General features: G+C 69.0%; 25 protein-coding genes and 1 pseudogene. 18 read left to right on the forward strand and 8 right to left on the reverse strand.

The features are described from left to right. Window positions 1-48 precede the first annotated feature (48 nt). A complete protein-coding gene (locus tag ACI3KX_RS06325) occupies window positions 49-636 on the reverse strand; it encodes a GNAT family N-acetyltransferase (RefSeq protein WP_349427790.1) in 588 nt (195 codons plus the stop codon). A 50-nt stretch (window positions 637-686) separates the two neighbouring features. Between ACI3KX_RS06325 and ACI3KX_RS06330 the strand changes: the two genes are divergently transcribed. Continuing rightward, window positions 687-1,484 (forward strand): glycosyltransferase family A protein, encoded by a 798-nt coding sequence (locus tag ACI3KX_RS06330; protein WP_363357581.1) that lies wholly within the window; start codon window positions 687-689, stop codon window positions 1,482-1,484. Between the two features lie 224 nt (window positions 1,485-1,708). Here the strand turns inward: ACI3KX_RS06330 and ACI3KX_RS06335 are convergent, their stop codons facing one another. Continuing rightward, complete coding sequence (locus ACI3KX_RS06335; RefSeq protein WP_404908786.1) at window positions 1,709-2,140, reverse strand: DUF1294 domain-containing protein; 432 nt, start codon at window positions 2,138-2,140, stop codon at window positions 1,709-1,711. A 41-nt stretch (window positions 2,141-2,181) separates the two neighbouring features. Here ACI3KX_RS06335 and ACI3KX_RS06340 point away from each other — a divergent pair, with 41 nt between their 5' ends. The 4 genes and pseudogenes from ACI3KX_RS06340 (at window position 2,182) to ACI3KX_RS06355 (ending at window position 4,079) form a co-directional block, all read left to right on the forward strand. Beyond that, window positions 2,182-2,610, forward strand: a complete 429-nt coding sequence (locus ACI3KX_RS06340) for an SRPBCC domain-containing protein (protein WP_363357579.1) — start codon at window positions 2,182-2,184, stop codon at window positions 2,608-2,610. Between the two features lie 33 nt (window positions 2,611-2,643). After that, a complete protein-coding gene (locus ACI3KX_RS06345; protein ID WP_404908789.1) occupies window positions 2,644-2,943 on the forward strand; it encodes a DUF1905 domain-containing protein in 300 nt (99 codons plus the stop codon). Between the two features lie 215 nt (window positions 2,944-3,158). Beyond that, window positions 3,159-3,275 (forward strand): annotated as a pseudogene (locus ACI3KX_RS06350) (DUF2510 domain-containing protein); the annotation flags it as partial. A 135-nt stretch (window positions 3,276-3,410) separates the two neighbouring features. Next, the gene (locus ACI3KX_RS06355; RefSeq protein ID WP_404908921.1) at window positions 3,411-4,079 is read left to right on the forward strand and encodes a hypothetical protein; all 669 of its coding nucleotides are present in this window, start codon (window positions 3,411-3,413) and stop codon (window positions 4,077-4,079) included. A gap of 337 nt (window positions 4,080-4,416) precedes the next feature. Here the strand turns inward: ACI3KX_RS06355 and ACI3KX_RS06360 are convergent, their stop codons facing one another. Continuing rightward, window positions 4,417-5,802 carry a DUF222 domain-containing protein gene (locus ACI3KX_RS06360; protein ID WP_404908792.1) on the reverse strand — a complete coding sequence of 462 codons (1,386 nt, stop codon included), beginning with the start codon at window positions 5,800-5,802 and terminating at the stop codon, window positions 4,417-4,419. Between the two features lie 544 nt (window positions 5,803-6,346). Between ACI3KX_RS06360 and ACI3KX_RS06365 the strand changes: the two genes are divergently transcribed. The 9 genes from ACI3KX_RS06365 (at window position 6,347) to ACI3KX_RS06405 (ending at window position 15,315) form a co-directional block, all read left to right on the forward strand. Continuing rightward, on the forward strand, window positions 6,347-6,814 hold the full coding sequence (locus ACI3KX_RS06365; RefSeq protein ID WP_404908795.1) for a prepilin-type N-terminal cleavage/methylation domain-containing protein: 468 nt from the start codon (window positions 6,347-6,349) through the stop codon (window positions 6,812-6,814). A 143-nt stretch (window positions 6,815-6,957) separates the two neighbouring features. Further along, complete coding sequence (locus ACI3KX_RS06370) at window positions 6,958-7,341, forward strand: prepilin-type N-terminal cleavage/methylation domain-containing protein (protein WP_404908798.1); 384 nt, start codon at window positions 6,958-6,960, stop codon at window positions 7,339-7,341. Window positions 7,342-7,690: 349 nt separating this feature from the next. Beyond that, on the forward strand, window positions 7,691-9,472 hold the full coding sequence (locus tag ACI3KX_RS06375; protein ID WP_404908801.1) for a hypothetical protein: 1,782 nt from the start codon (window positions 7,691-7,693) through the stop codon (window positions 9,470-9,472). A gap of 3 nt (window positions 9,473-9,475) precedes the next feature. Then, a complete protein-coding gene (locus ACI3KX_RS06380) occupies window positions 9,476-10,360 on the forward strand; it encodes a prepilin peptidase (RefSeq protein WP_404908804.1) in 885 nt (294 codons plus the stop codon). A 28-nt stretch (window positions 10,361-10,388) separates the two neighbouring features. After that, window positions 10,389-11,417 (forward strand): pilus assembly protein PilM, encoded by a 1,029-nt coding sequence (pilM, locus tag ACI3KX_RS06385; protein WP_404908807.1) that lies wholly within the window; start codon window positions 10,389-10,391, stop codon window positions 11,415-11,417. Further along, window positions 11,414-12,061 carry a hypothetical protein gene (locus tag ACI3KX_RS06390; protein ID WP_404908810.1) on the forward strand — a complete coding sequence of 216 codons (648 nt, stop codon included), beginning with the start codon at window positions 11,414-11,416 and terminating at the stop codon, window positions 12,059-12,061. Before pilM ends, ACI3KX_RS06390 begins: the two co-directional genes overlap by 4 nt. Continuing rightward, window positions 12,061-12,747, forward strand: coding sequence for a hypothetical protein (locus tag ACI3KX_RS06395; RefSeq protein WP_404908813.1), 687 nt, complete (start codon window positions 12,061-12,063; stop codon window positions 12,745-12,747). The genes ACI3KX_RS06390 and ACI3KX_RS06395 overlap by 1 nt, the downstream gene beginning before the upstream one ends. Window positions 12,748-12,752: 5 nt before the next feature. Further along, window positions 12,753-14,078, forward strand: a complete 1,326-nt coding sequence (locus ACI3KX_RS06400; protein ID WP_363357571.1) for a type IV pilus twitching motility protein PilT — start codon at window positions 12,753-12,755, stop codon at window positions 14,076-14,078. Window position 14,079: 1 nt separating this feature from the next. Then, complete coding sequence (locus ACI3KX_RS06405) at window positions 14,080-15,315, forward strand: type II secretion system F family protein (RefSeq protein WP_349427773.1); 1,236 nt, start codon at window positions 14,080-14,082, stop codon at window positions 15,313-15,315. A gap of 175 nt (window positions 15,316-15,490) precedes the next feature. Here the strand turns inward: ACI3KX_RS06405 and ACI3KX_RS06410 are convergent, their stop codons facing one another. Further along, window positions 15,491-17,164, reverse strand: coding sequence for a GspE/PulE family protein (locus tag ACI3KX_RS06410; RefSeq protein ID WP_404908817.1), 1,674 nt, complete (start codon window positions 17,162-17,164; stop codon window positions 15,491-15,493). A gap of 86 nt (window positions 17,165-17,250) precedes the next feature. On the opposite strand from ACI3KX_RS06410, the gene ACI3KX_RS06415 reads away from it, so the two are divergent. Both ACI3KX_RS06415 and ACI3KX_RS06420 read left to right on the forward strand, forming a co-directional pair. Then, complete coding sequence (locus ACI3KX_RS06415; protein ID WP_404908820.1) at window positions 17,251-18,324, forward strand: YihY/virulence factor BrkB family protein; 1,074 nt, start codon at window positions 17,251-17,253, stop codon at window positions 18,322-18,324. Then, window positions 18,321-19,088 carry an NAD(P)H-hydrate epimerase gene (locus ACI3KX_RS06420; RefSeq protein WP_404908823.1) on the forward strand — a complete coding sequence of 256 codons (768 nt, stop codon included), beginning with the start codon at window positions 18,321-18,323 and terminating at the stop codon, window positions 19,086-19,088. Before ACI3KX_RS06415 ends, ACI3KX_RS06420 begins: the two co-directional genes overlap by 4 nt. Before the next feature lie 36 nt (window positions 19,089-19,124). Here the strand turns inward: ACI3KX_RS06420 and ACI3KX_RS06425 are convergent, their stop codons facing one another. The 3 genes from ACI3KX_RS06425 to glgP form a co-directional block, all read right to left on the reverse strand. Beyond that, entirely contained in the window at window positions 19,125-19,613 is a 489-nt protein-coding gene (locus ACI3KX_RS06425; protein WP_404908826.1) for a hypothetical protein, read from the reverse strand. Window positions 19,614-19,692: 79 nt separating this feature from the next. Beyond that, window positions 19,693-20,424, reverse strand: coding sequence for a glutamine amidotransferase (locus ACI3KX_RS06430; protein ID WP_349427768.1), 732 nt, complete (start codon window positions 20,422-20,424; stop codon window positions 19,693-19,695). A 255-nt stretch (window positions 20,425-20,679) separates the two neighbouring features. Continuing rightward, window positions 20,680-23,238 carry an alpha-glucan family phosphorylase gene (glgP, locus tag ACI3KX_RS06435; protein ID WP_404908829.1) on the reverse strand — a complete coding sequence of 853 codons (2,559 nt, stop codon included), beginning with the start codon at window positions 23,236-23,238 and terminating at the stop codon, window positions 20,680-20,682. A gap of 162 nt (window positions 23,239-23,400) precedes the next feature. Between glgP and ACI3KX_RS06440 the strand changes: the two genes are divergently transcribed. Both ACI3KX_RS06440 and ACI3KX_RS06445 read left to right on the forward strand, forming a co-directional pair. Beyond that, entirely contained in the window at window positions 23,401-23,634 is a 234-nt protein-coding gene (locus tag ACI3KX_RS06440; protein ID WP_349427766.1) for a response regulator, read from the forward strand. Further along, window positions 23,621-24,274 carry a CYTH domain-containing protein gene (locus ACI3KX_RS06445; RefSeq protein ID WP_404908832.1) on the forward strand — a complete coding sequence of 218 codons (654 nt, stop codon included), beginning with the start codon at window positions 23,621-23,623 and terminating at the stop codon, window positions 24,272-24,274. The genes ACI3KX_RS06440 and ACI3KX_RS06445 overlap by 14 nt, the downstream gene beginning before the upstream one ends. Window positions 24,275-24,450: 176 nt before the next feature. Here the strand turns inward: ACI3KX_RS06445 and lpdA are convergent, their stop codons facing one another. Further along, window positions 24,451-25,848, reverse strand: a complete 1,398-nt coding sequence (gene lpdA, locus ACI3KX_RS06450) for a dihydrolipoyl dehydrogenase (protein WP_404908835.1) — start codon at window positions 25,846-25,848, stop codon at window positions 24,451-24,453. Window positions 25,849-25,857 lie beyond the last annotated feature (9 nt).

The following is a 25,857-nucleotide window of genomic DNA, read 5'->3' on the forward strand; positions in this document are numbered from 1 at the left end:
ATGGGAGCGGTCTCAAGCATCAATGTCGGAGAGCGTTTGCTCGTCCCGTCAGAAGTCGAGGCGCATCACGAGCCGTCGCTTCGTCGGATGCGACACCTCGCGGAAACCGGCAGCGAGGAACGGACCGACGGGTCCGACGTTGAGCTCGTCCCAGATGACGCTCGCGCCGCCGGTCAGCATCGGGTAGCCCTCGATGGCCGCCGCGCCGCGAGAACGGGCGTGTTCCGCGGCCGCGGCGACGAGCGCGTACGTGAGTCCCTGGCGGCGATAGCCCTTGCGCACGATCATGCAGGCGATCGCCCAGACGGTGTCGTCGTCGGGGTCTTCGTCGCGCCCCTGCCACGGCACGGGCGACCCGCGGACCCGCCCGTAGACGCCGCGCCGGTCCACCGCACACCAGGCGACGGGCTCGTCGTCGTGATAGGCGACGATGCCGATCGTCTCGGTCGCGCGCGGGTCGTCGCAGTGGGTCTCGGCGCGCAGGATCGCGGCGCGTTCCGATTCGGGCATGTACCACCAGTCGTGATCGCCCAGGCGCTGGCGCTGGCATTGGCAGCGCCCGGCGACGCCCGTGAGGATCGCCTGCAGGTCGTCCCACGACGCCTCATTGGCGGGCACGACGCGCAGTCCGCTCATGTCGGCAGGCTAGCGCCGCCTGCCGACACGGCGGGAGTAGGGTGGCGCTTGTGCCCCTCGCCCCTCGCGTCGCCGTGGTCATCCCGTGCCGGAACGACGCGGCATATCTGGATGCATGCCTCGCCGCGCTCGCGGCGCAGACGCACCCCGCCGACGTGTTGATCGTCGTCGACAACGCCAGCACGGATGCCTCGGCCGCCGTCGCGCGTGTCTACGATGCGGTCGTCGTGGAGGAGTCGTCGATCGGCATCTGGCCGGCCGCGGCGCGCGGCTACGACGAGGCGCTGGAGCAGGCCGACATCATCGCGCGGCTCGACGCCGACTCGCGGCCGCATCCCGACTGGATCGCAAGGCTGGTGCGCGCATTCGTGTCCGACCCGACACTTGGCGTGCTCACCGGCGGGGCCGAGTTCTACGGCGGGACGCCGCTGCAGAACTATCTCGGCGAGCGCTGGTACATCGGCGGCGGCCACTACTGGATCAAGAAGTGGCTCGGCATCCCGCTCGTCTTCGGGTCGAACTTCGCGATGCGTGCGCAGGTGTGGGAGCGCGTGCGCGACCACGTCGATCGTGACAACGCCCGCATCCACGACGACCTCGACCTGACCATCCGCCTGCGGCCGTCCGACGGCGTCCGCTACGACCCGCAGCTGCGCATGCCGGTGTCGGCGCGTCCGGTGCAGACCCTGTCGGGCCTGTCGCGCCGGGTGTTCAAGGTCGCGTCGACCTTCGCGGTGAGCTGGCCCGAGGGTGCAAAGTGGCGCCGCGCACAGCCGTCGGCAGGTTCCGCATCAGCCGCCGAGTGGGTTCCCGACGGCGACGACTGGGCCGCCGGCTACGGCCGCTGACGCCGTCCGCGTCCGCGCGCTGTCCCCACCTCCGTCGGCGCACATTTGTCAACCCCCAAGCGTCGCCGCTCGACGCGGTCTTAACCTTCGGCGTGGGAGGGGTTTTCGGCGTTGACGAATCCACCCCGACGCGAGAGAGACGGCGACCCGAGGATGGAGCAACCCGAATGCTCCGCCCCCGGGTCGCTTCTCGCGACACTGCGCGCCAGCACACCGGCGGGACGTCAGAACAGGGGCGTGCCGGCGACGACATACACGGCGGCCGCCAGCACGAGGATGTTCACCCCGACCGTGCCCCAGAACGCCCGGCGGAACGAGCGCTTGCGCGTCTTGTGCCGGAACAGCTGCTGCGCGACGATCGCTCCGGGCCAGCCGCCGACGAGTCCGAGCAGGAGCAGCGTCTGCTCCGGGACGCGCCCTGCGCTGCGGCGGGCCGCCGACTTGTCGATCCCGTAGGCGGCGAACGTGATGAGGCTCGCGGCGCCGTAGAGCGCCGGCACCCACCACGCGAGTCCGAACAGGAAGTACGCGACGGTGAACGCCGCGGCGAAGACGAGCAGCGTGATCCAGCTGAGCGCCGGGGGAAGCGGCTTCGAGAGGTCGCGGCCCGGCCGGTCCGGCGTGGCGAGTGGTGGCCGGGGGCGCGCGTTCGACATGCGCTTGATCCTATGGGGGAGGCCCGGCGTACGGTGTCAGCATGCATGAGCTCACCGAAGAAGCGCTGGTGGCGGCATCCGTCGATGTCGTGTGGCGCGAGTTCACCGTGGCGGGCCTTCTCGCCGAGTGGTTCTGGCCGCCCCGCTTCGAGACGACCGCGGTCGTCGAGGTGCGCGAGTTGGGTCGCTGGGAGGTGCGGTCGGCGCCGGCCGGCATCGCCGTCGAGGCGACAGTGCTCACGTTCGAAGCGCGGCGCGCGCTTCGGCTCGCGTGGCGGTGGGCGGGGGAGGAGCACGCGACCGATGTCGAGGTCGTGCTGGAGCCGGCAGCGGATGCCGCGACCCGCGTCATCGTGCGCCAGTCAGGTTTCGCGAGCGGCGAGGAGCGCGATCAGCACATCGACGGCTGGTCGAGCTGCCTGCAAAGGCTGGTGGACCGCCACGGTGGGCCTCCCGGCGAGCACTTGTGACGCGTGTCCCCGGCCGACGGTAGCGTCGGTGGCGTGATCATCGAGTTCGACAGCGATGTGTTCCGCTGGGCTGCACGGGAGGACTCCTCGTGGTTCTTCACGGTGGTTCCGCCTGAGCTGAGCGAGGAGATCCGCGAGATCCCGCGGCCGTACCGCGGATTCGGCTCCGTGCGCGTGCGCGCGCGGATCGGCGGCAGCGAGTGGACGACGTCGATCTTCCCGTCGTCGGACTCGGGTTCGTACGTGCTGCCGCTGAAGAAGGCGGTCAGGGATGCCGAGCAGCTCGTCGACGGCGGCCCCGTGACCGTGCGACTCGAGGTGCTGGACGGCTGAGCCCGTGAGCGGGCGTGGGTGTTCGTCCGTGGAGCGGTCGCCTCTCGGTAGATGATGCTCGCCGGTGAGGCATGGCCGGCGCGGGGTAGCAGCGGTGGCGTGCTCGCTGTTCCACGTTCACACTGGACATGAGGTGACAAGCAGAGCTATGGCACTCGCAGTCCCATCGGTCCGGTATGTTGGCCGCAGCGAGAATCATTCTGCTGGGGAGCATGATGTCGGACGGGTCTCAGGGGGGACCGCCGCCCGGGTGGTACGCGGACACGTCGCGCACCGACCGCCTGCGGTGGTGGGACGGTGCTGCCTGGACGGGCCAGTTCCGTCTTCCGGAATCGGATGCCGCAGCCCCGGCTGACCCGCCCGTCGACGCTGCCGCACCGATGAGTCGGGCGCAGCTGCGCGCATCGCGTTCGATCCCTGCACGCGAGGGGACGACTGCGAACGAGGTGCCCGCGGGCGGGGCATCGGTGGACGATGTGCCTCCCGTCGGAGCATCGGGCGGCGAGGGGCCGGTCGATGCGCCGGGTTCGGCACCGGTGTGGCCGGCCCCGTCGTCGCTGGCCGCCCCTGCGCCGGCACGGGATGCGACTCCGGTGCCGATGGACGCCGCGCCCGCGGCATCCGATTCCGCACCGGTCGTGCCGCCTGCTGCCACGGAGCCTCCGTCGCCCGGTCGACCGACGACCACCGAGGCGCGCGTGCCGCGAGCAGGCGGCATTCCCGACCAGATCGCGCCGCGCCGCACCGCGCCCGGCGACGATCGGATGCCGACGCCGATCGTGTACGAGCCTGTCTCGAGCTCGTACGTGGGTGGGATGCGGCCGCCGATTCCGGAGGCCGCGCCCGCGAACATCCCTGCTCGTGCGGCGATCGTGCTGATCGCGCTCGCGGCGATCGGCGGCGTGGCGGTGGTCGCGTGGCTCGCGAGCCGCGATCAGGCGATTGCCGGCATGGTGAGCCTGGTCAGCGTGGCGCTCGCAGCCGGCGCGTTCTTCCTCGCGATCGGCGGACTCATCGTCGCCCGGCAGCGGGGGACGAGTCGTGTCATGTCCGTGGTCGCCCTGGCAGTATCGGTCGTGCTCGTGGCATGGCTCGTCTTCGTCGCGACCGAGTTGGCGCTCGCGATTCTGGCCTGACGGATTCTGCGCTGCGGCGTGATGCAGGCGCTACGGCGTGATGCAGGCGCTGCTGCCTGATCCAGGCGCGTCGGCGATCCAGCCGCTACGGCGTGCTCCGGGCACGACGGAGTGAACCGGGCGCTGCTGCGTGATCCGGGTATAACGGCGTGATCCGGGCGCTGCTGCGTGATCCGGGCGCTACGGCGTGATCAGGCGCGTCGGCGAGCCAGCCGCTACGACGTGCTCCGGGCACGACGGTGCGACCCAGGAGCTAAGGCGTGATCCAGGCGCTACGGCGTGATGGAGGCGAGACGGCGTGATCCCGGCTCGGTTTGCGCGGCGTCGATGGGCGGTGTCACCAGGGCGCTGGTTCGGTGGGCACGGTGAGGGCCGTGGGGGAGACCCACCATGTTGCTCCGGTCACGTCGTCTCTGTAGAGCGTCCATTTGCTCTTCGACTTGAGTACGTGGTGCCCCTCGCAGAGTGGCGCGAGGTTGGTGTCGACCGTGGCGCCGCCGTGTTGCCATTCGAGTCGATGATCGATGTCGCAGTCGCGGGCGGCGCGTCTGCAGCCCGGTCCGATGCAGACCGTGTCGCGCACGCCGAGCCATCTTCGCAGTGCCTTCGGAACCCGGTAGGTGGTGCGGTCGACGTCGAGGACGGTGCCGTTGATCGGGTGCGTGAGGATCCGTACCCAGCTGGATGCCTCCCCGGCGAGCCGACGGGCGGTCTCGATGTCGATAGGGCCGTACCCGTCGAGGGTGGCGGGTTCGTCGTCGAGACCGAGCAGCGTCATCACCGGCACGGTGATCGCGACGGACGGGCGAGGCGCACGTGTGTCTGATCCGGCGAGCGCCACGGTCGTCATGAGGTCGAGAAGGGCGTCGGCGCGGAGCTGCGCGAGGGTTCGTTCCTCACCCGGCTGAACGCTCTGGTGGCGCGCGTGGGCGTCGGCGTGACCGTACATGGCGAACACCCGGTCGGCGGGGCCGAGCACCGTGAGCGTCGCCATGCCGTCGTGCTCGGCCTCGAACCACGCGTTGCGATCCTTTGCCGCCCGCTGGTGGCGCACTTCGAGGGACTCAGGGTGAACGCGCTCGCGGACCACGCGGGCGCGCAGCCGGAACTTGCCGGGCGGCAGCTTCTGCGCCGCCGTCTCGAGGGTCTCGTCGAACCGTTCGCAGGCTTCGGCGGCGTCATCGGGGAGCGAGGCCGCCAGCTGGGCCGCGGTGGCCGCATTCTGCGCTGGCAAGCGCCCGGCGCGAAATGCGTCCCAGATCCGAGGGCATCGCTCGCGGAGCGTGTCGGCGTGTGCGGCGCGGGTGCGAACCGCCTTTTCGGACATCCCCAACCGCGTCGCGACGTCGAGCGCTGCCGCACGCACGGCGATGTTGCGGCGTTCCGCGCGCACCGCGGCGACCGAGCGACCCTGCGGGTCACGCCAGTCGGGGTCGTGGGTCGGATCGGCTCCGACCCAGGGGTCGGGGCAGGCCGCGGCATCCGTCAGAATCAGCGCGATGGCGGCGTACTCGTCGGCGATGAGCACGCGGGCACGAACACTCAGACCCTCGAGCGCGGTGACCGCCGCGGTGTGGGCCTCGCCATTCGCGTAGAGCGCCGCGACGGCGACATCGGGGGGAGTCAGCGCCGGATCCTCAGGGTCGTCAGGCGCCCAGAACCAGTCGTCGGCATAGTCAGCGCGCCACTCCAGATCGTCGACGATGTTCGCTGAGATATCCACATGTAAAGGATACCAAGGTGCCCGCAAAATAGAAAGTATGTTCTAACGCCCACTTCCCGAAACGTCACGCTGTGGTGGCCGTCACACCTCTCCCGTGTCGGCGAGGCGCGCCGCGACTCACGATCACCCACGCGATCGTGACCGACGTGTAGACCAGCGCGCACACGGGCTTCGCGCTTGCCTGTCGGGCGCTGCACGGCGCCGACAATCGGACGCAGGAACGCGGCGATCGTCGTGAGAATCCCGACCGCAGACAGTGGGCTGAGGCGCCGCAAGTATCTCCCTACCGCCGGCATCGCACTCGGAGATGTGGTGAAGCGTCTTGAGGAAGTCCTGAGGCAACACTGCATGCGCTCGCGTTGACATGAAGGGGCTGAGTCTGACACCGTCGACGGCGGGAGGGGACCCGCGTTTGGGCGCGTGTCTCGAACCCAGCTCTGACAGAGTCTGGGAGTTCGTTACTGGGGTTACATGTGAACCGGTACTTGCTGTGCCGGCGGTCAGAGCTGACCAATCAATTCACACACTGGGGAGACACTGCGCCATGCGTGCACTTATCAAGAACTACATTGAGGCTGAGAAGGCCCGCCGCGAGGAAGATGGCGAGAAGGGCTTCTCGCTTATCGAACTGATCGTTGTCGTCGTGATCCTTGGGATCCTGGTCGCCGTGGCGGTGCCGATCTTCCTGAACATTCAGCAGTCAGCAAAGGACAATTCCCTGGACGCTGCTGCGTCGGACGGCGCCGTCATTGTCGCTGCAGCCATCGCTGATGCTGACTCGGATACACCCGTCGCCACTGCGGTGAACGCCGCCATCACCGCCAACAACGGTTCGCCCGATTCGGAATCCGATCTGGCCGTGACTGCGCCGACCGACCTCACCACCATCACCCTGACTAACTTCTGTGTCTCGGCAACAGCCGTAGCGGGTGGCCCCCTTGCAGGCGGTGCCCCGCAGACGGCCGGTCCCGGTTGCACAGCTCCCGCTGCTCCTCCCGCCGAGGAGGAGTGAGCTTCAGGTTCACCCGCACCCCGACGGGTGTTACTCGGATGGGTGTTTGAACGAGTTGTTCGCTCACGAGGGCCAGATGACGCGAGTCGCTGGCCCTCGTGGGATCATTAGCTTGGGGTTCTGCCACTTGGGGAGGTGGGCGGATGAGGGTTCGTGGGCGGTGTGATACTGCGGGATTCAGCCTTGTCGAAGTCATCATCGCGATGTTCCTGTTGGGCATCGTCGCGGTGGCGATCTTACCTGCGCTGTGGCAGGGCATAATCGCGTCATCACAGCAATCGTCGACTGCCACAGCAACGCGCTATATGAACTCCGTCATCGACGATGCGCGAGCGACGCCGACTTGCCCCTACCTCGAGTCGATCGCCTCACTCCCTGCCGTTACCGACGGGCGTGGAGTGCTGCTCTCGACCTCCACTAGCTCCGTCATCGGTTGTGCTGCCGGCGCCACCGCCACTCTCACCGTCACCATCGTCGGTGAAGGTCGCACACTTGCCACGAGCACGGCACTCATCTACATCCCATGACATTTCACACCGGTAGCGACGACGACGGACTCAGCATGGTCGAGCTGATCGTCGCCATCGTCGTGAGCGGAATCGTCATCATCGCGATCGCGACAATCTTCGTCAACTCGTGGCGCACGCAGGAACAGGTGACCAGCGTGACCCAGGCGACCAACCGCGGGCAGCTCGTCTCTTCGACGATCGAGCGGGCGATGCGCAACGCTCTGTTCTTCGACGTCACCGAAAGCGGCACGGTTCTGCGGGTGAGCACCTCGCTCACGGGTGATCTCAAATGCCAGGCCTTCCGCCTCACCGATCCGGGGGCTCAGCTCACCACCGATTCCGGCACGCTGTCGTCCCCCAGCACCGCGTGGCCGACCTGGCACACAGGTATCAAGAAGGAGGGCACAACGCCCTACTTCGTCCGCACGACAGCGAACTCACTGACCTACACGTTCAAGATCACGACCGACGCAGCGCCGGTCACGTTCTCGGCCGACATTGCGCCCCGGTCGATTCAAGAAGCAGGGAGCGACGGATGCTGGTGATCGAGAGGCCGCGCAGGACTCAACAGCGCACGGATGCACGTCCCGACGACGACGGGGCCGTGCTGGTGACCGTGGTGGTCGTGATGTTCGTCGGCTTCATCATCGCGGCGACCATCGCCGCGTCCGTGGTCTTCACGATCGGCGCGAACGTCGACAATAAGGACCGCACGCAGGCGTTCATCGCCGCCGAGTCGGGCCGCGATGTAGCTGTGGATTCGCTGGCGTCGGCGATCACCTCGACCGGACTCAACTGCGGTGCCGTGACCATGTCGGCGAACTCGACCGCCGGTGCCGCGCCGACGTACACCTACTCGATCCGATCCTCAGAAGCCGCCGACAGGCCCGACGCATGGGACGCGGCGGGTGTGACCGCAACCTGCCCGATACCCACGACGAAGTGGGTGGTCATCCGGTCCACGGGGACCGGTACCGATGACGCGCAGACCACCATCGACTCGGTCTACCCGTGGTACCACGGCCCGGCGACTCAGCCTGCGGGGACGCTCGCCTTCTTCGAAGGCGAGTTCACCGCCACCAAGTCGACCTACCAGGGCGACCTGGTGATTCGGGACGACGGCGACTACACCTGCAACAACGCGGACGGCGTCTCGATCCAAGGTGACCTGTGGGTGCTGAAAGGTGGCCTGTCGATCACGAAGGACTGCGTGATCACCGGAAGCGTCTACACCCGCGGGCTGATCGACACCAAGAACCACAAGCTGACCGTCGGCGGCGATCTCGTCTCGTTGGACGGATCGATTCTCCTGACAGCCAATGACATCAAGATCGGCGGCGACGTCTACGCGAAGGGCACGATCTCGACGAAGAACGGCTCGGGGAGCGTGAACGGCTCGTTCAAGACCGCAGCAACGGTGACCGATCACAAACCCGCTGACTGGAAGCGACTCGACGGCACAGCCGTGCCGGTACTGGAGAATCAGACGGTGCCGACGGTCACCCCGACGCTGGATCAGGTGTTCGCAGCGACGGCCTGGATCGAACTCACCAACACCGTGCCGTGGAGTACCGACTCGACCGTTTACACCGGATTGTGCTCGGCCGCCGAGCTGCAGACCGTGCTCACGGTGCCCGGAACCCGCGCCTTCATCGACATGACCAGTTGCACGGCTGGCGCCAGTCCGAACGAGATCACTGTCGCGCCCGGGAACTTCGCGCTCGCGCGCGATGCAATCCTGTATGTTCCCGCTACGAAGGGGATGAATCTCGACTTGACGGGCACGATCACGAAGGCGGCAGGTGACCCGCAGCTGTTCGTCGTTCACGCGGACGCGAACGGCAGTGACAGCAAGCCCACCTGCACCACGGGCTCCGACAAATTCACCGCGACTTCCACGATCGGTGTGCGCACCATGGTCTACAGTGCCTGCGGCATCACCAACTCCATGGCACTGACGATGACCGGACAGCTCTACATGGGCAATCTCGGCATCCACCTCAACGGCGGCACCTTCACGTGCACCCCCATGGAGTGGAAGCCCCAGATCGGCAAGCTCAGCTGCGGCGTCAAGGGGAGCGGCGGCATCTTCGACCCGACGAACACGGTGACGCGACTCGACAACCGCGCGTATCAGACAGAGCGCTAGCCGATGACAGAATTCACCATCTTCCTCGCCATCGTCGCAGGGGTCTTCGGCCTTCTCATCGGGTCGTTCCTCAACGTCGTCGCGTACCGCGTGCCGGCGCACATCTCGCTGATGCGCGAGAGCAGGTGTCCGCACTGCGACGTGCCGATCAAGCCGTGGCAGAACGTGCCCGTCGTGTCGTGGATCGCTCTGCGCGGGAAGTGCGCGAACTGCAAGGCGCCGATCTCGGCGCGCTACCCGATCGTCGAAGCGGTGACGGGAATCGCTTTCGCGCTGGTCACCTGGTGGGGCGTGGCGGTATACGAGGGGCTCCTCGGATCGACGCTGCTGACGTACCTCGCCTCACCGGCGTGGGACGGAGTGGTCCGACCCGGCGACGTGTGGGCTGCCGTTCTCGTCATCCTCGCGTTCCTCTACTTCGCGGCGATCTCGATCGTGCTGACGCTCATCGACCTCGACACCCACCGTCTGCCGAACAGCATCGTGCTGCCGAGCTACCTGGTGGCCGGCATCCTGTTCACCGTCTCGGCCTGGCTCACGGGCGACTGGGAACTGTTGCTGCGAGCCGCGATCGGCATGGCCGTGCTGTACGTGTTCTACTTCCTGCTGCGGTCGGTGCGACGCGGCGGGATGGGCGGGGGCGACGTCAAGCTCGCCGGAGTCATCGGCATCTACCTCGGCTGGCTGGGCTGGGGAGCCCTGGCCGTGGGCGCGTTCGCCGCATTCCTCTACGGGGGACTGTTCGGCATCGCACTGCTGCTGCTCCGGCGTGCCGGGCGCAAGACCGCCATCCCGTTCGGCCCGTGGATGATCCTCGGCGCCTGGACGGGAATGTTCGCCGGCGAAGCCGTCGGACGGTGGTACGTGAATCTCTTCGTCGGCGCGTAAGCCCGACGGACTTGGGGAAGGGAAGAACATGGCGAAGACGATCGTGGGGCTGGAGGTGACCGAAGAGAGCGTGCGCGCTGCGGAGCTCTCACTCGGTCGCAAACCCCAGCTCATCGCATACGGCGAAGTGCCGCTGCCGCCCGACGCTGCGAAGGACTCGGAGGTGCTCGACCCGGGCGCCGTCGCCGTCGCACTCCGGCAGCTGTGGACCGGCGCGAAGTTCAAGAGCAAGGATGCCGTGCTCGGCGTCGCCAGCCGCCGCATCCTGGTGCGCGAGTACACGACGCAGGCGATGCGGCCCGACCTGCTGCGCGAGGCCCTGCCCTACCAGGTGCAGGACCTGCTGCCGGTGCCCGCGAGTCAGGCGGTGCTGGACTTCTTCCCGCTCGCCCAGAACGGCGACCAGGTGTCGGGTCTGCTGGTGGCGGCCGTGTCGGACAGCATCGAGCAGATCATCTCGACCCTGTCGAAGGTCAAGGTGCGCGCGCAGGCAGTCGACCTGGCGGCCTTCGGACTCGCCCGTGCGACCGCCGCACTCGCGGCACCGGACGAGACTGTGGCGACAGTCGGCATCGGCGACCACACCACGCAGGTCGTGATCTCGCGCGGCGGGGTGCCGCTCTTCGTACGACTCCTGCCCATCGACGTCGCAACCGCAGCGGTTCGCCGGCACAGCGCGGAGATCGCCGAGCCGGAACTCGAGCTCGCCGCCGCAGGCGGGAACGGCCTCGGCTCCGCCGTCGCCGCCGGCCGCACGCGCGGTGCCATGCGCGCGGCGACGCCGCCGGGAGCATCCGACCTCGCCGCACGCGTCCGCAGCACGCTGGCGTTCTTCGGCAGCCGGCCGAGCGCCGCGCCGCTGACGCGCCTCTTCGTCACGGGCGCCGGCGCGGCGGTCGAAGGCGTGATGGCCGCACTCACCGCCGCCATCGACACGCCGATGACCATCGTGTCGGCCGGCGACGTCGTCTCGATCGTGACTCCGCCGCCCGCCGGCGACGTCTCGCTCAACCTCGTCGGCACCATCGGCATCGCACTCGGGGAGGCCGGCCGATGACCGCCATCCCGGCTCCGTTCGCGGGAGTGCCCCGCGTCAACCTGATGCCGCGCAGCGAGGTCGTGCGTCGCGAACGTGACAAGCTCGTGCGCCTCTGGGTGTGGGTCGTGCTCGGCGCCATCGTCGTCGCACTCCTCATCATCGCCGGCGCCTTCGCGTTCAAGTTCTTCGCCGACCAGCGCCTCGCCGCGGAGCAGGCCGAGACCAACGCGCTCCTCGTCGAGATCTCGTCGCTCTCGGAAGTGAGCCAGGCGCTCGCGACCGAGGCCGAGCTCACCGACTACCGCACCGAGGCCATGGCCGTCGACCTCGCCTGGACGCCGGTGATCGCCAAGATCTCCGGCATCCTGCCCGCCGAGACCACTCTCACCGCCTTCGACTTCGCCGCCGGCGGCGCGGCGCAGGGCGACGACCCGACCGCCGAGCAGGGTGTCGTCGGGACGGTCACGATCGACAGCCCGACACCGCTCGACATCGTCGCGATCATCCGGTCGCTGCGCGGTGTCGAGGGCGTGCTGTACGCCGACGGCCAATCCGTCACGTCGAGCCAGGTGTCGGAGGGGCGCTACGCGTACCTGCTCGACGTCGAGTTCGACCAGACCGTGTACTCCAATCAGTACGCGGCCGAAGAAGGGAGCGAGTGATGCCCAAGCACCTCGTCACCGCGCTCGGACTCATCGTCTCGCTCGGCGTCATCGCGCTCGGCGTGTTCCTGGTCGCCCTGCCGCTGTACTTCCAGGCGGTCGGCGTCGACGGGCAGACCGCCACCGTCGCGAACACCAACGCGATATACCAGGCCCAGGTCGACCATCTCACCGCCGAGGAGGAGAACCTCGAGCAGATCAACGCGGAGGTCTCCGGGCTCCGTTCGCAGATTCCCGCCACCGCGCAACTCGACGACGTCTTCGAGGTCGTCGGACGAGCGGCCGAGGCATCCGGAGTCTCCCTCACCTCCGTGACCGCCGGAGAGCAGGTGCTCTTCACGACACGCACCGGCGTCATCGACGGTGACGCCGCCGCCGCTGCGGTCGCGCCGGCGCCGGCACCCGACCCGACGCCGTCGGCGACCGAGGGCGCCGCCGACACCACCGCCGGAGCGACGACGGATGCCGCCGCCGGCGGAGGCATCGCGGCCGCGGCGGGACGTCAGCAGGTCGACTTCGTGATCAGCGCCAGCGCGACCGACATGGCGCAGGCGACCGCGTTCCTCGACGCGCTGCGCGCGGGCCCGCGCCTGCTCAACAGCATCACGGCGACCACGACGCAGAGCGGTGAGGGCACGTTCGACGTGCAGATCACCGCCCTGACCTTCATGGACGCGGAAGGGTGACGGCCATGGACGAGCTGGACTTCGAGACGCTCCTGGCACGCGGCGCGCGCTACCGGGCCTCCGATGTGCACATCACTGCCGGCGCGCCGCCGCTGCTGCGCGTGGACGGCGACCTGGTGCCGGTGCCCGGGTACCCCGAGGTGCTGTCGGACGAGTGGGTCGAGCGCACCGCGTTCGCCCTCATGAGCGAGGGGCAGAAGCGGGAGTTCCTGGAGCACGGTGAGGTCGACCTCGCCCACGCGACAGCGGGCATCGGTCGCTTCCGCACCAACGTGTACCGGCAGCTCGGGTCGATCGCGATCGCGCTGCGCTACATCCCCGACCGCGTGTACACCCTCGAAGAGCTCGGTGCTCCGCCGATCGCGCGCGACCTCGCACTGCGCCCCCGTGGGCTCGTGCTCCTGACCGGGCCGACAGGTTCGGGCAAATCGACGACCCTCACGGCCATGGTCGACATCGTCAACCAGCTGGTGGCGGCGCACATCATCACGATCGAGGACCCGATCGAGTTCCATCACCAGTCCAAGCGCGCGCTCATCCACCAGCGCGAGGTCGGCCGTGACACCAACTCGTTCGCCGAAGCGCTCCGGCGCGTGCTTCGCCAGGACCCCGACGTGATCCTCATCGGCGAGCTGCGCGACCCCGAGTCCATCTCGACGGCCCTGTCAGCGGCCGAGACCGGACACCTGGTGCTGTCGACGCTGCACACGCAGGGCGCCGCGAAGAGCATCAACCGCATCATCGACGTGTTCCCCGCCGACCAGCAGCATCAGATCCGCACGCAGCTGGGCGACACGCTGCAGGGCATCATCAGCCAGACGCTGCTGCCGCTCGCGCAGGTGAACGGCCGCACGATCGCAACCGAGGTGCTCATCAACACGCCTGCGGTGGCCAACATGATCCGCGAGGGTCAGGTCGCGCAGATCTACTCGGCGATGCAGGCGGGCTCCGAGATCGGCATGCACACGCTCGATCAGGATCTTCGCCGCCTCGTCGCCGACGGCACGATCGCCCGCAACGTCGCGATGGACTTCGCGGTCGACCCGAAGAGCCTCGACGGCGTCTACGTCAAGCCGCGCGACCTCGACGCCGAGGAGTGGGCGCACCACGCCGGCGAATGGCGGCAGGCGGATGCCGCGGCATCCGTCCCCGCGAATGCCGCCGCGGGAACGGGCGTCGGCATGGGCTCGCGCTTCGGTTCGCCGACGGTGGGCGGCCGCGTCGACCCGACGGCACGCGACGTCGAGTGGGGCGCTGCCGACGACACGTATCTGAACGACGCCGACTCGTGGGCCGAACTGGGCCTGCCGGCGCCCGAGAAGGGGGCCTGACATGGCCGTCGTACAGGAATTCGTCTACCGGGCCGTCGATCCGCGCGGCGGATCGGTCGTCAAGGGCACGATCGAGGCGGCGAGCGAGTCCGCCGTAACCGGCAAGCTCAAGGCGCAGGGGCTCACGCCTCTCGAGGTCACGCTCAAGTCGAACACCGGCCTGAACCGCGACATCAAGCTGCCGGGAGCCACCAAGACCGTCTCGGCGCGCACCCTCGCGGTGTTCTCGCGACAGATGGCCGGTCTCATCAACGCCGGCCTGCCGCTGATGCGGACGCTCGCGATCCTCATCGAGCAGACCGACGACAAGCGCCTGCAGCCCGCCCTCGTGCAGGTGCAGGCCGATGTCGAGTCAGGCTCGTCGTTCTCGGCGGCGCTCGCGCGGCATCCGCAGACCTTCCCGCCGCTGATGCTCAGCATCGTGAAGGTGGGTGAGGCCGGCGGCTTCCTCGGCAGCGCCCTGACGTCGATCGCCGATAACTACCAGCGCGACGCCGAGCTGCAGAACAAGATCCGCGCGGCCATCACCTACCCCGCGATCGTGCTCTTCATCGCGATCGTCGGCGTGCTCGTCATGGTGACGTTCGTCGTGCCGATCTTCGAGGGCATGTTCAAGGGGCTGGGCAGCTCGCTGCCGCTGCCGACGCAGATCCTCGTCACGATCTCGAACAACATGTGGTGGATGATTCCCGCCATCGTGCTCGTCGTGATCGTCGCGGTGATCTGGTGGCGCACCAATCGCCACACGCTGCAGTACCGGAAGGTCGTCGACCCGATCAAGCTGAAGATGCCCGTCTTCGGCAAGCTGACCACCAAGATCGCGGTCGCCCGATTCGCACGCAACCTGTCGATGATGCTGAACGCGGGCGTTCCGATCATCCAGGCGCTCTCGATCGTCGGCCAGGCGTCGAACAACTGGAAGATCGAGGAGGCCGTGCGCGACGTGCAGGAGTCGATCCGTCAGGGTCGCTCGTTCGCCGCACCGCTCGCGAAGGCCGAGGTCTTCCCGGCGATGGTGCCGCAGATGGTCTCGGTCGGCGAGGAGTCGGGCACGCTCGTCGACATGCTCTCGTCGATCGCCGACTTCTACGAGGACGAGGTCGAGACGGCGACTGCCCAGCTGTCGTCGACCATCGAGCCGATCCTCATCGTCGGTCTCGGCATCGTGATCGGCGGCATGGTGATCTCGCTCTACCTGCCGATCTTCACGCTCTACGGGGAGCTCGCACAGCAGTAGGCACGCGTTTCGTCTCGCTCGTTCCTCGCTCGCTCAGCGACCGGGGGTCGGAGCGGTGGGGTGCTTCGACGGGCACAGCGGCTGAGCAGAGGTGCCGGTCGTTGAGCGAGCGAGCGCCAGCGACCGAGACGAAACGGGTCGAGCCGCTCGGATGCGCCGGGAGCTGGCGGGCGCGTCATACGGTGACGCGGAGGACCTCTTCGATCGTCGTCAGGCCTTGCGCGACCTTGGACCAGCCGTCCTCGCGCAGCGAGATCATGCCCTGCTGCAGCGCAACCTGACGGATCTCGCTGCCCGTCGCTCGGGTCACGACGAGCGACTCGATCTCGTCGCTCAGCGTCATGATCTCGTGGAGCGCGACGCGGCCGCGGTAGCCGGTGTTCGAGCAGGCGGGGCACCCGGCTGCCCGGTACAGCTGCGGCAGATCGCCGGGGTCGTGCGGGAAGCCCAGCGACGTGAGCACCTCGCTCGTCTCGACGAGCGGCTCACGGCAGCGCATGCACAGCCGGCGTGAGAGGCGCTGCGCGATGACCGCCGACAGCGCCGTGGCGACGAGGAACGGCTCGCAGCCGATCTCGGTCAGGCGGGTCAGCGCGGACGGCGCGTCGTTGGTGTGCAGCGTCGACAGCACGAGGTGACCGGTGAGCGCCGCCTCGATGGAGATGTTCGCGGTCTCGAAGTCGCGGATCTCACCGACGAGCACGACGTCGGGGTCGGAGCGGAGGATCGACCGCAGCGCGGTCGAGAACGTCAGGCCGGCGCGGTTGTTCACCTGCACCTGGTTGATGCCGGCGATGCGGTACTCCACCGGGTCTTCGACGGTGATGACGTTGATCTTGGGGTTCGCGATCGCGCGCAAGGCGGTGTACAGACTGGTCGACTTGCCCGAACCGGTCGGCCCGGTCGCGAGGATCATGCCGTGCGGCTTCGTGATCGCCTCGCGGAACCGCTTCTCGTTGGTGCTCGAGAACAGGAGGTCGCGCATCGTCATGACCTGGCCGGTGTTGTCGAGGATGCGCATCACGATCTTCTCGCCCCACACCGTGGGCAGCGTCGCCACACGCAGGTCGACCGAGCGGTTCTCGTGCGTCACCGACAGGCGGCCGTCCTGCGGCTTGCGTTTCTCGGCGATGTCGATCGACGACATGATCTTCAGACGCGAGATGATGCCGTCCTGGATAGCCCGGTCGGCCTTCTGCATCTCGTGCAGCACGCCGTCGATGCGGAACCGCACGGTGAGCTGCTTCTCGCCCGGCTCGACGTGGATGTCGCTGGCACGGTCGTTGATGGCCTGCGCGATGAGCAGGTTCACGAAGCGGACGATGGGGGCGTCGTTGTCCTGCTCCTCGAGGGTCTCGGTGAACGCGGCCTGGTTCGACTCGCTGGACTCCTCGATCGTCATCGACAGCTCGCTGAGCTCTTCGTCGGAGCGGAGGAACCGCTCGAACATCTGCGTCAGCGCGTCTTCGGCGACGACGACCGGCTCGACGAAGAGGTCGGTGATGCTCGCGACGTCGTCGAGCGCGACGATGTCGGTCGGGTCGAGCACGCCCACGGTCAGACGTTCGCCCCGAAGGTCTACCGGGATGAGGCCGTACTTGCGGCACAGGTTGCCCGGCACGAGCGCGACCACATTCGGGTCGAGCGGCATGCTCGCGAGGTCGACGTACCGATGGCCGGTGTGCAGGGCGATCGCCTCGGCGACCTGCCCCTCGGTCACGAGCTTCGAGCTCACCAGCAATCGCTGCAGCTCGGGCCCGTCAGCGCCCCCCGCCTGCGCGATGGCGGCTGACATGTCGGCGGCTCGTACGGCTCCGGTGAGCACGAGCGTCTGTGCAAGACCTCTCACGGCAATTCCCCAATCCCCATGGACATACTATGTGGCCCGCGTCAAGCCTGGGCAGGGTCCCCGCGCGCACTCGATAAGGTGGCGCCATGGCGGACCTGATCGCGAAGGTGACGGCCTGGGCGCTGTCACTGCGGCTCGTACGGGTGTGGCTGCACTACGCCGAGCGGCGCGGCCCGATGCTCTCGGACAGCATCACCTACCGTTCCCTGTTCTCGGTGTTCGCGGGTGTGCTGCTGGGCTTCTCGTTCGCGGCCGTCTGGCTGAGCGACAACCCTGCGGCATGGAAGTCGCTCGTGGACGCGGTGGATGCCGCGATCCCTGGCCTCGTCGGCGAGGGCGGGATCGTCGACGTCTCCGACATCCAGGCGCCCGCTGGATTCACCGTCGCCGGGATCATCGCGCTCGTCGCGCTCGTCGGAGCGGCGATCGGCGCGATCGGGTCGCTGCGCGTGGCGATCCGCACCCTGGCCGACCGGGTGCACGACGACGTCTTCTTCGTCTGGGTGCTGCTGCGAAACCTGCTGCTCGCGATCGCGATCGGCGGCGGGTTCGTCCTGTCAGCGGGTGCGACCTTCGTGGGCACCTCGTTCATCGGAACCGTCCTCGACTGGCTGGGGATCACGCAGGACGACTTCGCGGCGATCGCCACGCGCAGCGTCTCGATCGTGGTCGTCTTCCTGCTGGACATGGCCGTCGTCGCCCTCGCCTTCGTCAGCTTGAGCGGCGTGCGCGCGCGTCCTCGTGCGCTGTGGTCGGGAGCCTTCCTCGGCGCGCTCGGGCTCACCGTCCTCCAACAGCTGTCGGGACTGTTCGTCGCCGGCGCCGGCTCGAACCCCCTCCTCGCCACCTTCGCCAGCCTCATCGCCCTGCTGCTGTGGCTGAACCTGTCGGCCCAGGTGATCCTGCTCGCGTCGACCTGGATCATCGTCAGCGAGCGCGAGCACGTCGACCGCGTCCGCGAGCGGTTCGGCTCGCCGACGTTCGCCCTGCGCCGGGTGCGTCAGGCGGAGGATGCCGTGCGCGTCGCCACCGAGGAGCTCGCGCACGCGCGCGCCGACGCCGACCGGGAACGGCTCGCCGCTCAGAAGAAGAAGGCGGACGAGCAGCCGGCCGCTCCGGCGGAACAGGAACGCGTCGGGGCCGGAAAAGAGCAGTCGTGAGCCACCAGGTGCCGACCTACACCGCCGAGCAGGTCCGCGCAGCCGAACGCCCGCTCCTCGACGCCGGTACGCCGCTCATGCGCCGCGCAGCACGCGCTCTCGCGGACGTCATCCGCGCGGAGCTGTCGTCGTCGCAGACCCCCACCACCATGACCAGCGCTCTGGAACCCGTGACTCTCGATCACCCCGACACGCCGCGCCCGCGGGTGCTCGTGCTCGTGGGCAGCGGCGACAACGGCGGAGACGCGCTCTACGCCGCGGCGCAGATCGCCGCTGTCGCCGACGTCGACGCGCTGCTGGTCTCCGACCGCTTCCACGAGTCAGCCCTCGCGGCCGCCGTCGGCGCCGGCGTGAGGAGGGTCGACCTCGCTGAGCTGGCCGACACCGCCCACCGCTACGGACTCATCGTGGACGGCATCCTCGGCATCGGCGCCTCGCAGGACCCGGCGCTGCGCGGCACCGCGCGCGAGGCGGTCACCGTGCTCCTCTCGACCGTCCCGCGCGCCGGGCGCCGGCAGCGCGTCGTGGCCGTCGACATCCCGAGCGGCCTGCACCCCGACACCGGGACCGCGGATGACGCCGTGCTCCCGGCATCCGTCACCGTCACCTTCGGTGCGGTCAAGGCAGGACTCGTCACCGGACGCGGCGCGGAGCTCGCCGGCGAGATCGTGCTCGTCGACATCGGACTCGGCCCGGCGCTGGAGACCGCTGAGCCGGCGGGGGAGGCATCCGTCTCGCGCGTCGTGCTGGCTCAGCCGGACTGATCAACCCGGGGGAGCGCCCGGGAACCGGTCAGAGACTCAGTCGTCCGAGTCGTCGTGCCCGCGGCCGTTGTTGCCGGGGAAGTCGGGGGAGTCCTTGTCGTGACCGAACGCATTGCCGTCGCCGCCCCTGTCACCGTCGCCGCGGTTGCCGTTGCCGGGGAAGTCGGGGGAGTCCTTGTCGTGACCGAACGCGTTGCCGCGGCCGTGGTCGTCCTTGTCACCGTCCCCGCGGTTGCCGTTGCCGGGGAAGTCGGGGGAGTCCTTGTCGTGACCGAACGCGTTGCCGTCGCCGCCCCTGTCACCGTCGCCGCGGTTGCCGTTGCCGGGGAAGTCGGGGGAGTCCTTGTCGTGACCGAACGCGTTGCCGCGGCCGTTCTCGCCGGGGCCGTCATCCGGCGCCACCGCGAAGGTCGCCGGCAGCAGCGCCGGGAGCGGGGCTCCGGTCGCGACGCTCGGCACCAGGATCGCGGCCGCCACGACGACGGCGATCGCGGCGCCCGTGAGGAGCAGCTTCTTGGAACCCATGACGCACCTCGGTCTCGGGCGGCGGAGGCAGCCGGTGCGGGGAGCGTACCACCGCCGAGGCGCGGTGCGAAGGTCCGACTCAGCGCGCGTAGCGGGTGACGAACGTGCGCAGCATGCGGCTCGGATGCGAGACCGCCGCGCGCCGCACCGCGGCGAGAGTGAGCTCGAGCTCGTCGGCGGCGAAGTAGCCGTAGTCGGCGTACGCGTGGATGCGCGTCGTGATGCCCTCGACGTCGAGTTCGGGGTGGAACTGCGTCGCGTAGACGTTCTCGCCGACCCGGAACATCTGCACCGGGCAGCCCGGCGACGACGCCAGCAGGGTCGCCGCGGCGGGCAGCTGCGAGATCGCCTCCTTGTGTCCGACGAACGCGTCGAAGGTCGTCGGCATCCCCTCGAGCAGCGGATCGGATGCCCCGGCCTCGGTGACCGTCACCGGCACGACGCTGATCGGCTCGGGGTAGGTGCGGTCGATCACCGCGTGCTGGTGGGCGCCGAGCGTGCCGATGCCGTAGCAGGCGCCGAGGAACGGGAAGTCGCGGTCCACGACCTCGTCGAGCAGGGTCGCGAACTCCGCCTCGACCCGCCGCTGCACCGCCGACTTCTTCTCGAGGGGATCGGAAGCGTTGAACGGTCCGCCGCCCACGAAGATGCCCGAGAGCGCATCGAGATCGAACCGCGGCATCGGCTCCGCCTCGAGCCGCACCCGCACGAGCTCATCGGGGGAGAGGCCGGAATAGCGCAGGAACAGCGCGTACTCCTCGTCGGCGGGCACGTCCTCGGCACGGGTGGCGAGGAGGACGAACGGCTTCACCGCACCAGCCTACGTGGGCCGGGGGCGCGTTTCGTCTCGCTGCGCTCGCTCAACGACCGTTCCTTTGACCCGGTCGTCAAGCGAGGAAGCGCCAGCGAGCGAGACGAAACGTCCCGTGCTCTGACCCGGTCGTCGAGCGAGGGAGCGCCAGCGAGCGAGACGAAACGCCACGAGTCGACGCGCAGCCTCGAGGAAGGACGACGGATGCCTCGATCCGGCGCAGCACGCCGGATCGAGGCATCCGTGATCAGTGTCCTACGAGGCGTACGTGACGAAGCCGAGCTCCACGGGCGACACGAGCTGCGGGTGCGCCGGCCGCACGCGGACGGTGTACCCGAACGTGCCCGTGACGCTGAGCGGCAGCGTGCCGGTGAAGGCTCGCACTCCGTCCACGCCCTCGCCGGTGGGGGAGAGGCGGTACACCGAGTGGTCGCGCGCGAGCGCGTCGTCCTCGTCGGTGCTGCCGTAGAGCAGCTCGACGGCGACGTCGTCGGGCGAGAGGCCGTCGAGCCGCACGTCGGCGCGCACCTCGAGAGCGTCGCCGGCCTGCGCCTGCGCCGGGATGCCGGAGCTGTCGACGCTCGCGATCGAGATCCGGCCCCAAGCGCCCTTGATGCGTCCGACGAACGCGGCGACCTCGCGGGCCAGGGCGAACCCGTTCGCGCGCAGCGCCACGTCGTGGGCGGCCGCCGGCACGTATAGCCGCTGGACGTAGTCGCGCACCATGCGGTCGCTCGTCGCCTTCTTGCCGAGATCGGTCATGGTGTGCCGCACCATGCCCAGCCACGCGGTGGGGATGCCGCCCTCGCGCTCGTAGAACTTCGGCACGAGCTGGTGCTCGATGAGGTCGTACAGGGCCGCGGCCTCGGCGTCGTCGCGCTCCTCGTCGTTCGACGCGGTGTCGGCGGTCGGGATCGCCCAGCCGTTCTCGCCGTCGAACCACTCGTCCCACCAGCCGTCGAGGATCGAGAGGTTGAGCGCGCCGTTGAGCGCGGCCTTCATGCCGCTCGTGCCGCACGCCTCGAGGGGGCGCAGCGGGTTGTTGAGCCACACGTCGCAGCCGGGGTACAGGTCTTTGGCGAGGGTGATGTCGTAGTCCGGCAGGAACACGATCCGCCCGCGCACCTTCGGATCGCGGCTGAAGCGCACGAGCTGCTGGATGAGGATCTTGCCCGAGTCGTCGGCCGGGTGCGACTTGCCGCCGATCACGATCTGCACCGGCCGCTCGGGGTCGGTGAGCAGAGCGGTCAGCCGCTCGGGATCGCGCAGCATCAGCGTGAGCCGCTTGTACGTGGGCACGCGTCGGGCGAAGCCGATGGTGAGCACATCGGGATCGAGCAGATCCTCCACCCACGAGGGCGTGTGGCCGTTGCCCGTGGACACGGATGCCGCCACCCGCCGCCGCGCCTCGGCGATGAGCCCGCCCTTCATCTGCTGACGAACACCCCAGAGCTCGGCATCCGTCACGGCAGCCCGGTCGGTCCAGTCGTGGGCGTCGGTGCGCGCGTCGCCCCACGCCCGCTCGCTCACGGCCTTGAGAGCGGGGTGCACCCAGGTCGGAGCGTGGACGCCGTTCGTGATGGACGTGATCGGCACCTCGTCGGCGTCGACGCCCGGCCACAGCATGCCGAACATGCCGCGGCTCACCTCGCCGTGCAGCACCGAGACGCCGTTCGCGTGCTGCCCGAGGTGCAGGCCGAGCACGGCCATGTTGAAGACGCCCTGGTCGCCGCCGTTCCAGGTCTCGAGGCCGAGCGCGATGGCACGCCCCGCGTCGAGGTTCTGGAAGAGACCGCTGGCGAGATAGTCCGCGATGAGGTCGCGCGAGAAGCGATCGATGCCGGCGGGCACCGGGGTGTGCGTCGTGAAGACGGTGCCCGCGCGCACCTGGGCGAGGGCCTCGTCGAAGCTGAGGGCGTCCTGCGTGATGAGCTCCGACATCCGCTCGAGTCCCTGGAACCCGGCGTGGCCCTCGTTCGTGTGATAGACGTCGGGGGCGGGGCGACCGTTCAGCTCGGACCACGCCCGCACCGCGCGCACGCCGCCGACGCCGAGCAGCAGCTCCTGCAGCAGACGGTGCTCGCCGCCGCCGCCGTACAGGCGATCGGTGACGCGGCGCATGTCGTCGGTGTTCGACGGTGTCTCGGAGTCGAGGAGCAGCAGCGGGATGCGCCCGATGTCGGCGATCCACACCCTCGCGTACAGGCGGCGGTCGCCCGGCAGATCGAGCGCGATCTCGACCGGTGCGCCGGCGCGGTCGCGCAGCAGCGTCAGGCCGAGGCCGTACGGATCGAGCAGGGGATAGGCCTCGCGCTGCCACCCGTCGTCGCCGATCGACTGGCGGAAGTAGCCCGCGCGATAGAAGAGCCCGACGCCGGTCAGCGGCACGCCCAGGTCGGACGCGCTCTTGAGATGGTCACCGGCGAGGATGCCGAGCCCGCCCGAGTACTGCGGCAGCGACCCGTCGACGCCGAACTCGGGGGAGAAGTAGGCGATGTGCGCCGGCTTGTCGCCCTCGAGCTGCTGGAACCAGCGGTCGCCCTCGAGGTAGGCGGTGAGCCGCTCGTCCTCTTCGCGGACCCGAGCGACGAACTCCTCGTCGTGCGAGAGCTCGTCGAGGCGGGATTGACCCAGCGCGCCGAGCATGCGGGCGGGGTTCGCGCCGATGTCGTCCCACAGGGCCGGATCCATCGAGGCGAACAATGCGTGCGTCGCGCGACTCCACGACCAGCGCCAGTTCGAGGCGAGGCGATCGAGCGGGGCGAGGGTGTCGGCCAGCACAGGGCGGACCGTGAACGTTCGGATGGCCTTCACGCTCGCGATTCTAGAGGCAGAATCTGGAAGCGCTTGCACCACGATCGCCGCCTCAGCGGAACGCCGGGCGTCGCGGCGGTGAACGTCGGCGGCACGGAGACACGTCGGCCGGCAGAGCGCAAGGGTGCGGATGGCGTCGGGCGCCGGGTCTACGCTGGGGGCATGGCCATCGCACGACTGCACGGAGGCCCGCTCGACGGGCAGCTCCTGCCCCTCGAAGACCCCCAGCTGGACCGCTTGATCGTCCCCTACAGCGAGACGCAGGTCGTCTACGAGCGCAAGGGGTCGCCCGAGAACACGGGCGACGGCGATGGGCCGACCGAAGCCGAGTTCTGGTTCATCGAGTCCGAGGACGACATCGATCCGTACAGCGACACCGCACGTGATCGGCGCTGACGAGCACCCTGCCGAACCGACCCGCCCGAGCCATTCGGTCGAGATCGAGCTGAAATTCGACGTCGACGACGACACCGCGCTCCCCGACTGGTCTGGTCTGCCCGGGGTGTCCTCGGTCGGCGCGGCCGAGCCGCGCGCCCTCGACGCCGTCTACCTCGACAGCGACGACCTCGCCCTCGCGCACGCCGGCTACGCGGTGCGCCGCCGCACCGGCGGCCCCGACGAGGGCTGGCATATCAAGGGCCCCCGTGACGCGGAGGGCGGCCGGGTGGAGCTGCACTGGCCGCTCGGCACCGACGACACGATTCCGGATGCCGTCGCCGACGCCCTCGCGGCCGTCGCCGCGACGTCGCACCTGGCGCCGATCGCCCGCATCCGCAACCAGCGCACGGCGTATGCCCTCTGCGACGCCGAGGGCGGCGTCGTCGCCGAGTTCGTCGACGACCACGTGATCGCCACCGACGAGCGGGACGGTGTGCAGCGCACCTGGCGGGAGTGGGAGTTCGAGCTCGGCCCCGCCGCACCCGGTTCCGCGGACGACCGCGCGGCGCTCTTCGCCGCCGCCGCACAAGCCGTGCAGGCGGTCGGCGGCCGGGAAGCGGCATCCGATTCCAAGCTCGCCCGCACGCTCGGCGACTGAGGAGTCGTAGCGGGTTTCGTCTCGCTCCGCTCGATCAACGACCGGTGGAGAGGCGTTTCGTCTCGCTTCGCGCGCGCGTCCGAACCAGCCCCCGGTCGTTGAGCGAGGAGCGCCAGCGACGAGACGAAACGCCCCGGACCTTTCGAGAAGGTCCGGGGCGTTTCCGCGTCAGCTGATCAGAGGTTGATCATGTGGCCGGCCAGGCCGTGGAAGGCCTCCTGCACGGCCTCCGACAGCGTCGGGTGCGTGTGGACGTTGCGCGCGGCCTCGAGAGCGGTGAGGTCCCACTTCTGGGCGAGCGTCAGCTCGGGCAGGAGCTCCGAGACGTCGGGGCCGATGAGGTGACCGCCGAGCAGCTCGAGGTGCTCGCCGTCCGCGATGAGCTTGACGAAGCCGATGGGCTCGCCCAGGCCGTTCGCCTTGCCGTTCGCCGAGAACGGGAACTTCGCGACCTTGACGTCGTAGCCGGCGTCGCGCGCCTGCTGCTCGGTGAGGCCGAACGAGGCGACCTGGGGCGAGCAGAACGTCGCGCGCGGCATCATGCGGTAGTCGCCGAGGGGCATCGTCTCGGCCTTGCCGATCGTCTCGGCGGCCACGACGCCCTGCGCCTCGGCCACGTGGGCCAGCTGCAGCTTGGCGGTGACATCGCCGATGGCGTAGATGTGCGGCACGTTGGTGCGCATGTGGTCGTCGATGTCGATGGCGCCGCGGTCGGTGAGCTTCACGCCGGTGTTCTCGAGCCCGAAGCCCTCGACGTTGGCGGCGAAGCCGATCGACATCATGACCTTGTCGGCGTCGATCGAGCCGGTGGAGCCGTCCTTGGCGGTGTAGGCGACCGTGACCTTGTCGCCGTGGTCCGTGACCGTCTCGACCTTGGTCGAGGTGAGGATGTCGACGCCGTAGCCCTTGTACTGGCGCGCGATCTCCTTGGAGACGTCGGCGTCCTCGTTGGGCAGCGCACGGTCGAGGAACTCGATGATCGTGACCTTGACGCCGTAGTTCACCATGACGAAGGCGAACTCCATGCCGATGGCGCCGGCGCCGACGATGACGATCGACTGCGGCAGGTCGCGGGCGAGGATCTGCTCCTCGTACGTGACGATGTTGCCGCCGATCTGCACGCCGGGAAGCAGGCGGACCTTGGAGCCGGTGGAGATGATCGCGTTGTCGAAGGTGACGTCCTCGGTGGAGCCGTCGGCCTTGGTCACGCGGATCGCGTTCGGACCGGTGAACGATCCGCGCCCCTCGTACTCGTCGACCTTGTTCTTCTTCATCAGGTAGTGGATGCCCTTGACGTGGGTATCGGCCACCTTGCGGCTGCGATCCCATGCGACCCCGAAGTCGAAGTGCACGTCACCCGAGATGCCGAAGAGATCGGCCTTGTGGTGGAACTGGTGCGCGAGGTCGGCGTTCTTGAGCAGAGCCTTCGAGGGGATGCAGCCGACGTTGAGGCAGACACCGCCCCAGTACTTCTCTTCGATGATCGCGACCTTGAGGCCGAGCTGAGAAGCACGGACGGCCGCGACGTACCCGCCGGGCCCCGCGCCGAGGATGGCGACGTCGTAGTGAGGCATGCTTCCAGC

This window comes from Microbacterium sp. ZW CA_36, from assembly GCF_044987475.1.
GTDB lineage: Bacteria > Actinomycetota > Actinomycetes > Actinomycetales > Microbacteriaceae > Microbacterium.

Bases quoted from the DNA above. Each gene is read 5' to 3' on its own strand.
- ACI3KX_RS06325 (WP_349427790.1), bottom strand. From the start codon at position 636: ATGAGCGGACTGCGCGTCGTGCCCGCCAATGAGGCGTCGTGGGACGAC.
- ACI3KX_RS06335 (WP_404908786.1), bottom strand. From the start codon at position 2,140: ATGTCGAACGCGCGCCCCCGGCCACCACTCGCCACGCCGGACCGGCCG.
- ACI3KX_RS06340 (WP_363357579.1), top strand. From the start codon at position 2,182: ATGCATGAGCTCACCGAAGAAGCGCTGGTGGCGGCATCCGTCGATGTC.
- ACI3KX_RS06365 (WP_404908795.1), top strand. From the start codon at position 6,347: ATGCGTGCACTTATCAAGAACTACATTGAGGCTGAGAAGGCCCGCCGC.
- ACI3KX_RS06370 (WP_404908798.1), top strand. From the start codon at position 6,958: ATGAGGGTTCGTGGGCGGTGTGATACTGCGGGATTCAGCCTTGTCGAA.
- ACI3KX_RS06380 (WP_404908804.1), top strand. From the start codon at position 9,476: ATGACAGAATTCACCATCTTCCTCGCCATCGTCGCAGGGGTCTTCGGC.
- pilM (WP_404908807.1), top strand. From the start codon at position 10,389: ATGGCGAAGACGATCGTGGGGCTGGAGGTGACCGAAGAGAGCGTGCGC.
- ACI3KX_RS06390 (WP_404908810.1), top strand. From the start codon at position 11,414: ATGACCGCCATCCCGGCTCCGTTCGCGGGAGTGCCCCGCGTCAACCTG.
- ACI3KX_RS06395 (WP_404908813.1), top strand. From the start codon at position 12,061: ATGCCCAAGCACCTCGTCACCGCGCTCGGACTCATCGTCTCGCTCGGC.
- ACI3KX_RS06400 (WP_363357571.1), top strand. From the start codon at position 12,753: ATGGACGAGCTGGACTTCGAGACGCTCCTGGCACGCGGCGCGCGCTAC.
- ACI3KX_RS06405 (WP_349427773.1), top strand. From the start codon at position 14,080: ATGGCCGTCGTACAGGAATTCGTCTACCGGGCCGTCGATCCGCGCGGC.
- ACI3KX_RS06415 (WP_404908820.1), top strand. From the start codon at position 17,251: ATGGCGGACCTGATCGCGAAGGTGACGGCCTGGGCGCTGTCACTGCGG.
- ACI3KX_RS06425 (WP_404908826.1), bottom strand. From the start codon at position 19,613: ATGGGTTCCAAGAAGCTGCTCCTCACGGGCGCCGCGATCGCCGTCGTC.
- ACI3KX_RS06440 (WP_349427766.1), top strand. From the start codon at position 23,401: ATGGCCATCGCACGACTGCACGGAGGCCCGCTCGACGGGCAGCTCCTG.
- lpdA (WP_404908835.1), bottom strand. From the start codon at position 25,848: ATGCCTCACTACGACGTCGCCATCCTCGGCGCGGGGCCCGGCGGGTAC.